Origin of the sequence: Streptomyces sp. B1866 (assembly GCF_031932565.1) — a bacterium.
Classification (GTDB): domain Bacteria; phylum Actinomycetota; class Actinomycetes; order Streptomycetales; family Streptomycetaceae; genus Streptomyces.
Genome location: NZ_JAVSCF010000284.1, coordinates 1 through 7945, shown reverse-complemented (window position 1 = coordinate 7945; position 7945 = coordinate 1). Strand labels below are relative to the sequence as shown.

At 74.6% G+C, this 7945-nt stretch carries 10 protein-coding genes; 8 read left to right on the top strand and 2 right to left on the bottom strand.

The features are described 5' to 3' along the window. Positions 1–121: 121 nt before the first annotated feature. Positions 122–937, top strand: a complete 816-nt coding sequence (locus RKE29_RS25820; protein ID WP_312008054.1) for an inositol monophosphatase family protein — start codon at positions 122–124, stop codon at positions 935–937. 169 nt (positions 938–1106) lie between these two features. Here the strand turns inward: RKE29_RS25820 and RKE29_RS25815 are convergent, their stop codons facing one another. Next, positions 1107–1280 carry a hypothetical protein gene (locus RKE29_RS25815; RefSeq protein WP_312008053.1) on the bottom strand — a complete coding sequence of 58 codons (174 nt, stop codon included), beginning with the start codon at positions 1278–1280 and terminating at the stop codon, positions 1107–1109. A gap of 507 nt (positions 1281–1787) precedes the next feature. Here RKE29_RS25815 and RKE29_RS25810 point away from each other — a divergent pair. The 4 genes from RKE29_RS25810 to RKE29_RS25795 all read left to right on the top strand — a co-directional run bounded on the left by RKE29_RS25810 (position 1788) and on the right by RKE29_RS25795 (position 5229). After that, a complete protein-coding gene (locus tag RKE29_RS25810; protein ID WP_312008052.1) occupies positions 1788–2441 on the top strand; it encodes a response regulator transcription factor in 654 nt (217 codons plus the stop codon). A 6-nt stretch (positions 2442–2447) separates the two neighbouring features. Further along, positions 2448–3689, top strand: a complete 1242-nt coding sequence (locus RKE29_RS25805) for a HAMP domain-containing sensor histidine kinase (RefSeq protein ID WP_312008051.1) — start codon at positions 2448–2450, stop codon at positions 3687–3689. Positions 3690–4179: 490 nt separating this feature from the next. Beyond that, positions 4180–4482, top strand: a complete 303-nt coding sequence (locus RKE29_RS25800) for a DUF4193 domain-containing protein (protein ID WP_312008049.1) — start codon at positions 4180–4182, stop codon at positions 4480–4482. Between the two features lie 36 nt (positions 4483–4518). After that, positions 4519–5229 (top strand): hypothetical protein, encoded by a 711-nt coding sequence (locus RKE29_RS25795; protein ID WP_312008048.1) that lies wholly within the window; start codon positions 4519–4521, stop codon positions 5227–5229. 153 nt (positions 5230–5382) lie between these two features. Here RKE29_RS25795 and RKE29_RS25790 read toward each other — a convergent pair whose 3' ends face one another. Beyond that, positions 5383–5877 (bottom strand): DUF3093 domain-containing protein, encoded by a 495-nt coding sequence (locus tag RKE29_RS25790; RefSeq protein WP_312008047.1) that lies wholly within the window; start codon positions 5875–5877, stop codon positions 5383–5385. A 58-nt stretch (positions 5878–5935) separates the two neighbouring features. Here RKE29_RS25790 and RKE29_RS25785 point away from each other — a divergent pair, with 58 nt between their 5' ends. From RKE29_RS25785 to RKE29_RS25775, 3 genes are read left to right on the top strand one after another with little or no spacing between them, the layout of a single operon-like run. Beyond that, positions 5936–6520, top strand: coding sequence for a PaaI family thioesterase (locus RKE29_RS25785; RefSeq protein ID WP_312008046.1), 585 nt, complete (start codon positions 5936–5938; stop codon positions 6518–6520). Further along, on the top strand, positions 6517–7032 hold the full coding sequence (gene dut, locus RKE29_RS25780) for a dUTP diphosphatase (RefSeq protein ID WP_312008045.1): 516 nt from the start codon (positions 6517–6519) through the stop codon (positions 7030–7032). Before RKE29_RS25785 ends, dut begins: the two co-directional genes overlap by 4 nt. Before the next feature lie 5 nt (positions 7033–7037). Beyond that, positions 7038–7841, top strand: a complete 804-nt coding sequence (locus RKE29_RS25775; protein ID WP_312008043.1) for a DUF3710 domain-containing protein — start codon at positions 7038–7040, stop codon at positions 7839–7841. Positions 7842–7945: the final 104 nt, after the last annotated feature.

Here is a 7945-nt window from a genome sequence, read left to right as displayed (position 1 = left end):
GCCCGGCCCCGCTGCCCGGCCCGGGCCCCGCCGTCCGCCGCCCCGGCGCCCAGGGCGCGCCGCCCGCCGCCCCCCGGCCCGCCGCCGCGGGCGCCGACAGCCCGTACGCGTGAGGAGCGCCGTGACCGACCAGCTCACCCAGGACCTGCTGACCGTCGCCCTGGAGGCCGCCCGCCGCGCCGGCGACCTGCTGCGCGACGGCAGACCGGCCGACCTCGGCGTGGCCGCCACCAAGAGCAGCCCGATCGACGTGGTCACCGAGATGGACCTGGCCTCCGAGAAGCTGATCGCCGACTTCCTCGCCGAGCGCCGCCCGGACGACGGCCTGCTGGGGGAGGAGGGCGCCCACGCGGACGGCAGCAGCGGCGTGCGCTGGGTGATCGACCCCCTCGACGGCACGGTGAACTATCTGTACGGCCTGCCGTCCTGGTCGGTCAGCATCGCCGCCGAGCGGGACGGCGAGACGGTCGTGGGCGTGGTGGCGGCCCCGATGCGCCGCGAGACGTACCACGCGGTGCTCGGCGGCGGCGCGTACGCGGGCCGGACGCGGCTGCGCTGCCGCCCGGCGCCCGACCTCGCCCAGGCGCTCGTCGGCACCGGCTTCGGCTACCGCGCCGAGCGCCGCGCCGCCCAGGCGGAGGTCGTCCGCGTGCTGCTGCCCCGGGTCCGCGACATCCGGCGCGGCGGCTCGGCCGCGATCGACCTGTGCGACGTGGCCTGCGGCCGGCTCGACGGCTACTACGAGCGCGGGCTCAACCCGTGGGACATGGCGGCCGGCGCCCTCGTAGCGCGCGAGGCGGGCGCGCTCACCGGCGGCCGTCCGGGCGAGCCGCCGTCCGGCGAGCTGACCGTGGCCGCTTCGCCGGGCCTGTTCGAGCCGTTGCAGCGGCTGCTGGACGACCTGGGGGCCTGGCACGACGGCCCGCCCGCCGCCTGACGCGGCCGGGCCCCGCGGCCGACCGCGGCGCGGCCCCCGGGACCGCCGCCGCGGCCCCCGGCCGGACGTGGGACCAGCGCCGGACGCGGGATGCGGGCCGCGGGGCACAGCACAGCGCCCCGGGGCCCGTCTCGGGTCCCCGGGGCGCGTGCGCGCTGTTCGCGTGAGGTCAGGCGATCGCGGCCCCGACCTCCACGCCGTGCTCCGCCGCCAGTCGGCGCAGGTCGTCCAGCTCCGCCTGCTCCACGTCGGCGAGGAAGTCGTCGCCCGACTCACGGGCGCGGTGAAGGTCGGTCTGGGCGGCCTCTATACGCTGCAGAATGCCTGCGGTGAACGCGTCCATGTGAGCCCCCTCGTCCTGGGTAGGTGGCACCGGGGGTGCCGGATGGTGGGTGTGGGCGACCACGTGCCTGTCCCTGACAGTGGCGAGGGAAAACCAGGGGATGCCACATGAGGGCGTGATCGCGGGATGTGCAGTCGTCCTCCCCATCCCCCCGGGAGCGGAAACCTCCGCTGCCGGGTGAATCCGGAATTCCGCCGCCCGCGCGTGTCGCCGGCCCCCGGTCGGCCGCCCCGCGGACCCCGCCCGGGCATCCCGCGGGCTCCCGTGCCGCGGCCCGCCCGCGCGCCCGCCGAAGGCCGCCCGCAGCCCTCTTACCTCCGGTTTATGACGGAGCGAGGCAGGATGGAGACGTTCACCCCGGCGGGCTCCCCGGGCGGCTGTCCGGCACCCCGGCGGCACCCGGCGGGACCCCCTGCAAAACCCAGGCAAAATCCTCAGCAAGACCCCCAGCACGATCCTCAGCACGAACGACCAGGGCCGCGGGGCCCCGAGGGAAGGACCAGCGACGTGCGTGTTCTCGTCGTCGAGGACGAGCAGCTGCTCGCCGACGCGGTGGCGACCGGGCTGCGCCGGGAGGCGATGGCCGTCGACGTCGTCTATGACGGCGCCGCCGCCCTGGAGCGGGTGCCGGTCAACGACTACGACGTCGTCGTCCTCGACCGCGACCTGCCCCTCGTCCACGGCGACGACGTGTGCCGCAAGGTGGTCGAGCTGGGCCTGCCCACGCGCGTGCTGATGCTCACCGCGTCCGGCGACGTCAGCGACCGCGTCGAGGGCCTGGAGCTGGGGGCGGACGACTACCTCCCCAAGCCCTTCGCCTTCAGCGAGCTGATCGCGCGCGTACGGGCCCTGGCCCGCCGCGCCACGGTCGCCCTGCCGCCCGTGCTGGAGCGCGCCGGCATCCGCCTGGACCCCGGCCGCCGGGAGGTGTCCCGGGACGGCCGGCCCGTCCAGCTCGCGCCCAAGGAGTTCGCGGTCCTGGAGGTGCTGCTGCGCGGCGCCGGCGCCGTGGTCTCCGCGGAGCAGCTGCTGGAGAAGGCGTGGGACGAGAACACCGACCCGTTCACCAACGTGGTCCGCGTCACCGTCATGACGCTGCGCCGCAAGCTCGGCGAGCCGCCCGTGATCGTCACGGTGCCCGGCTCGGGCTACCGGATCTGACCGGGCATGGCCGCGACCCCGCTGCCGCCCGGCGCCCCGCCCAAGCCGGACTGGGAGCCGCGCCAGGGCTGGAGCCCGCGCCCCTGGCTGCGCCCGACCATCCGGATACGGCTCACCCTGCTGTACGGCGGGATGTTCCTGATCGCCGGGGTGCTGCTGCTGACGATCATCTACCTGCTGGCGGCGGACGCCATCCAGCGCGGCAACCGGCTGCCCTTCCAGATCGTCAACATGGAGTACAAGCAGGTCGACGCGAGTTGCGACCTGCCGCCCGCGCCCAGCAGCAGCGCCGAGTTCAACCACGCGGTGGCCCAGTGCCTGGCGCACCAGCGCGACCTCGCGCTGAACAGCCTGCTGCGCCGGTCGCTGCTGACGCTGCTGGGCCTGGCCGTCATCGCCTTCGCCTTCGGGTACGCGATGGCCGGCCGGGTGCTCGCGCCGCTCGGCCGGATCACCCGTACGGCGCGCCGGGTGGCGGGCTCGGACCTGTCCCGGCGCATCGAGCTGGACGGGCCGGACGACGAGCTGAAGGAGCTGGCCGACACCTTCGACGAGATGCTGGAGCGGCTGGACCGGGCGTTCACCGCGCAGCGGCGGTTCGTCGCGAACGCCTCGCACGAGCTGCGTACGCCGCTGGCGATCAACCGGACCCTGCTGGAGGTGCAGCTCGCCGACCCCGGCGCCTCCCCGGACCTCACCCAGCTCGGCAGGACGCTGCTGGCCACCAACGAGCGCAGCGAGCAGCTGGTGGAGGGCCTGCTGCTGCTGGCCCGCAGCGACAACGAGCTGGTGGACCGCAAGCCGGTGGACCTGGCCGAGGTCGCCTCCCGGGCGGTCGACCAGACCCGCGCCGAAGCCCAGGCCAAGGGCGTGGAGGTGCGCGAGCAGCGCAAGCCGGCGGTGGTGCAGGGCAACGGCGTGCTGCTGGAGCGCATCGCCCTGAACCTCGTGCAGAACGCGGTGCGCTACAACGTCCCCGAGGGCGGCTGGGTGGAGGTGACCACCGACGCCCGGCAGGGCCAGGCCGTGCTGCTGGTGGCGAACACCGGTCCGGTGGTGCCGGCGTACGAGGCGGAGAACATCTTCGAGCCGTTCCGCAGGCTGCGCACCGAGCGCACCGGCAGCGACAAGGGCGTCGGCCTGGGCCTGTCCATCGCCCGCTCGGTGGCACGCGCGCACGGCGGCTCGATCACCGCCGAGCCGCGCGCGGGCGGCGGGCTCGTCATGCGGGTGGTGCTGCCCGCGTGACCGGCTCCTCCGCCAGGTCGGGCAGGCAGGGGCGCTGTCGCGCGCCCGCGTGAGAGGCGTGTGCCCGCGGCGCGGGGCGGCACGCACACGCGGTGGGGCAGCCCGCGGCGGAGACCGAGATCATGTTCGCTTCACGCTGAATTTTCCGAATCCTCCGCAATCCTGCCCGTGTGGTATCGATCACATGGACGAATCACTGGCCACCTACGGTGAGTGATCGGCAACCAGGCCGGAAAGCCGGGAAAATGCGGGTTTTCATGGGTCCTGATCACGGGAAGTACACGTCATGGCGCACGCGCAAGCGGCATGCGGACCGTGTACGGTCCTGATCGCCATCCAACCTGATCGCCTCTTCAGGGGTGCGGTTGGGTGTCGATTGAGTAACAGACCTTGATGTGAGGCAAAATCTCCGCCTCGGGTCGGGCACAAGCCCGGCCTCTCGCGCGTTACGTGCGCTGGAGACCGCAGACACCCAGAGGGGGAGAGCGACATGGCAACCGACTACGACACTCCACGCAAGACCGATGACGACGTCAACGAGGACAGCATCGAGGAGCTGAAGGCCCGGCGGAACGACAAGTCGGCCTCGACCGTCGACGTCGACGAGTTCGAGCAGGCCGAGGGCTTGGAGCTGCCCGGCGCGGACCTCTCCAACGAGGAGCTGTCCGTGCGGGTGCTGCCCCGCCAGGCGGACGAGTTCACCTGCATGAGCTGCTTCCTGGTCCACCACCGCAGCCAGCTGGCCGCCGAGAACAAGAACGGCCAGCCGATCTGCCGCGACTGCGCGGCCTGAGGCCGCCGTCGCGGCGGACGCGTGAAGGGTGACGCGATGGACGACGGCGCGATGCACGGCGACGACACGACCGATCCGAGGAAAGCCGAGCGGGGCCTGACGGCCTCGCTCGCGACCGCTGTCCGGCTCGGCGCCCGCAAGGGCGGCGACCGCGCGCGAGCGGGACTCCAGACCGTCGTCGACCGCATCATCGCGACCGCTCCGCGTGTCCCGGTCCGCGAGCTCGCGACCCTGCGCGAGCAGTTCCCCGGCCTCGGGCCGGAGCAGATCGCGGACAAGCTGGTGGCAGGTGCCGTGCACGGCACCTGCACCGTGGGCGCGGGCGTCGGCGCCGCAGCCATGCTGCCCGTCCCGCCCGCCATGCCCACCGAGCTGGCCGCCGAGGTCGTCGGCGTGGCCTGCATAGAGATCAAGCTCATCGCCGAGCTGCACGAGGTCTACGGACTGCGCGCGCCCGGCACCGCCGTCGAGCGCGCCACCGCCTACCTGGACGCCTGGGCCGCGGAGCGCGGCGCCGACCGGGCCGTTCCCGCGGGCGTCGGCGCGGCCCTCAGCGGCCACCTCAAGCGCGAGCTGCGCCAGCGCGTGGTCCGCCGCACGGTCCGCTCGCTGCCGGTGCTCACCCCCCTGATGGTGGGAGCCGCCGTCGGCGCGGTGCTGAACCGGCGCGACACCCTGCGGCTCGCCCGCCGGATCCGGGAGGACCTGCGCACCCGCCAGGTGCCCTGGGACGCGCTGCCCGAGTGACCCGGCGTGCCCCCGGCACGTCCCCGCCGCCGCCGGACCCCGCCCGCCTGCCGCGCGGGCCCTGGCCCCTTCGGCGGGCCCGCACGGTGCCCGCCGCACCCGCGAGCCCCGCAAGCGGCCCCGAGGCCCCGAAGGCCCCCGAACCCCCTGCCCTTACGTCCCCTGATCCGGGATGCGCTCCTGCACGCCCGGGTCCGGGGCCTCGCAGGACCGCGCGGCCGCGAGCGCGGCCGCCAGCCGCTCCGGGCTGCGGGTGGACACGTACAGGTACGGCGTCGGGTCGTCCGGGTCGACGACCTCCACCCGCAGCGCCGTCGGAACGTAGCTGCGCAGCAGCATGAACGCCCGCGGATCCGCCTTGTAGGTGCGCCAGGCGACCGCCTCCGCCGGGTCCAGCACCGTGGCCCGGCCCAGCGCCGACACCGGGATCCGGGCGTCGGCCACGACGAGCGAGCCGGCCACCACCCGCACCCGCACCGAGCCGTACGAACTGACCGCTGCCCCGGACAGCGCCACGCCGCCGACCAGGCCGCACAGCATCGGCAGCGTGCCGAAGGGCAGCGCGACCAGCGCCAGCGCGACTCCGACGAGGAGCGCGATGAACCACCACAGACGAGGTGCGGTCAGGCGTTCTTCGTAAGGCTGCATGAAGTCAAGCTTGGCACGGCGACGCCCGGGGACCGCCGCGCGGGTAAGGTCAGCCCTTGTGAGTGGAAATTCGACGTCCCTGACTCCTCCGGACGGTGCCAGACCGCCCGTGCGTCACCCGGACGCGCCCGCGCCCGGGGAGCTGATCGGTGCGCACTACGAGCGGTGTTTCGGCTGCGGCACGAGCCAGCCGCACGGCCTGCACCTGCGGGCGGTCGCGGGCGAGGGCGTCAGCCTCACCGCCGAGTTCACCGTGCGGCCCGAGCACCAGGGGGCGCCGGGCCTGGCGCACGGCGGCGTGCTGGCCGCCGCGCTGGACGAGTCCCTGGGCGCGCTGAACTGGCTGCTGCGGGTGATCTCCGTCACCGGGCGGCTGGAGACGGACTTCCTGCGCCCGGTGCCGGTCGGCGCCGTGCTGCACCTGGAGGCCCGGGCGACCGCCGTGGCGGGCCGCCGGATATTCACCACCGCCACCGGACGGCTCGGCGGCCCGGACGGCCCGGTGGCGGTGCGCGCCGACGCGGTCTTCGTCGAGGTCAAGCTCGACCACTTCATCGAGCACGGCCGCGCCGAGGAGATCAACGAGGCGATCAGCAACCCCGACCAGGTCAAGGTCGCCCGCGCCTTCGAGGTGAACCCGTGACCCGTACCCCCGTGGACGTCCTCATCCGCCGGCTGGACCCCCAGGTGCCGATCCCGGCGTACGCGCACCCGGGCGACGCCGGCACCGACCTGGTCACCACCGAGCCCGCCGAGCTCGCGCCCGGCGAGCGGACCGTGCTGCCCACCGGGGTGGCTATCGCGCTGCCCGACGGGTACGCGGCCTTCGTGCACCCGCGCTCCGGTCTCGCGGCCCGCTGCGGGGTGGCGATGGTGAACGCCCCGGGCACCATCGATGCCGGGTACCGTGGAGAGATCAAGGTGATCGTGGTCAACCTCGATCCGCGCGAGAGCGTGCGGTTCGAGCGCTACGACCGGGTCGCGCAGCTGGTCGTGCAGCAAGTCGAGAAGGTGCGCTTCCACGAGGTCGCCGAGCTTCCCGGCTCGGCGCGGGCCGAGGGGGGCCTGGGGTCCACCGGGGGTCACGCCGCGTGGACGGGCACCGAGGGTGGGAATGGATACGCTTCGGTCGGTTCCGACCGGGAAGGGCAGTAGCTGACGTGTTCGGACGTCGCCGCAAGCGCAGCGAGGAGGACGTCGACTCGTTCGACGTGGCCTCCGAGGAGTTGGCAGAGGACGCCGCGGACGCCGAGTACGCGGCGGAGCCGGAAGAGGCCCAGGACGCGGAGGAGGACTTCGCCGCCGGCCGGGTGAGCCTGCCCCCGGCGCCGCGCCCGGACGGGCCGTGGGACGTCTCCGAGGTGTCCGACGCCGCGGCGGGCCGCGTGGACCTCGGCGGTCTGCTCGTCCCCGGTGTCGAGGGCATGGAGCTGCGGGTGGAGGTCGCGGGCGACGCGATCGTCGCCGCGACCGTGGTGCTACAGGACAGCGCCGTGCAGCTCCAGGCGTTCGCCGCCCCGCGCAACGAGGGCATCTGGAAGGAGGTGCGCGAGGAGATCGCCGGCGGCATCACCCAGCAGGGCGGGGTGGTGGACGAGGCCGAGGGGCCGCTGGGCTGGGAGCTGCGCGCCCAGGTGCCGGTGCAGCTGCCGGACGGGAAGAACGGCGTGCAGACGGTCCGCTTCGTCGGCGTCGACGGCCCGCGCTGGTTCCTGCGCGGTGTGATCTCGGGTCAGGGCGCGGTGCGCCCGGAGACGGCCAGCCTGCTGGAGGCGGTGTTCCGCGACACGGTCGTGGTGCGCGGCAGCGGGCCGATGGCGCCGCGCGACCCGATCGTGCTGAAGCTGCCGAGCGACGCGCAGATGGTGCCCGACGGGGTGCAGCAGGAGGACGCGGAGGGCTCGCGGTTCGCGGGCGGCGTGGACCGGCTGCAGCGCGGACCGGAGATCACCGAGGTCCACTGACGGCGGCGGCTGGCCCGGCACGGGCGGGCCGACCGAGGCGACCGGGCGCGGGCGGCGCTGACGGCCCGCGCGCGTCGCCGTGTGCCCGGCCGCGGCCGGGCGGG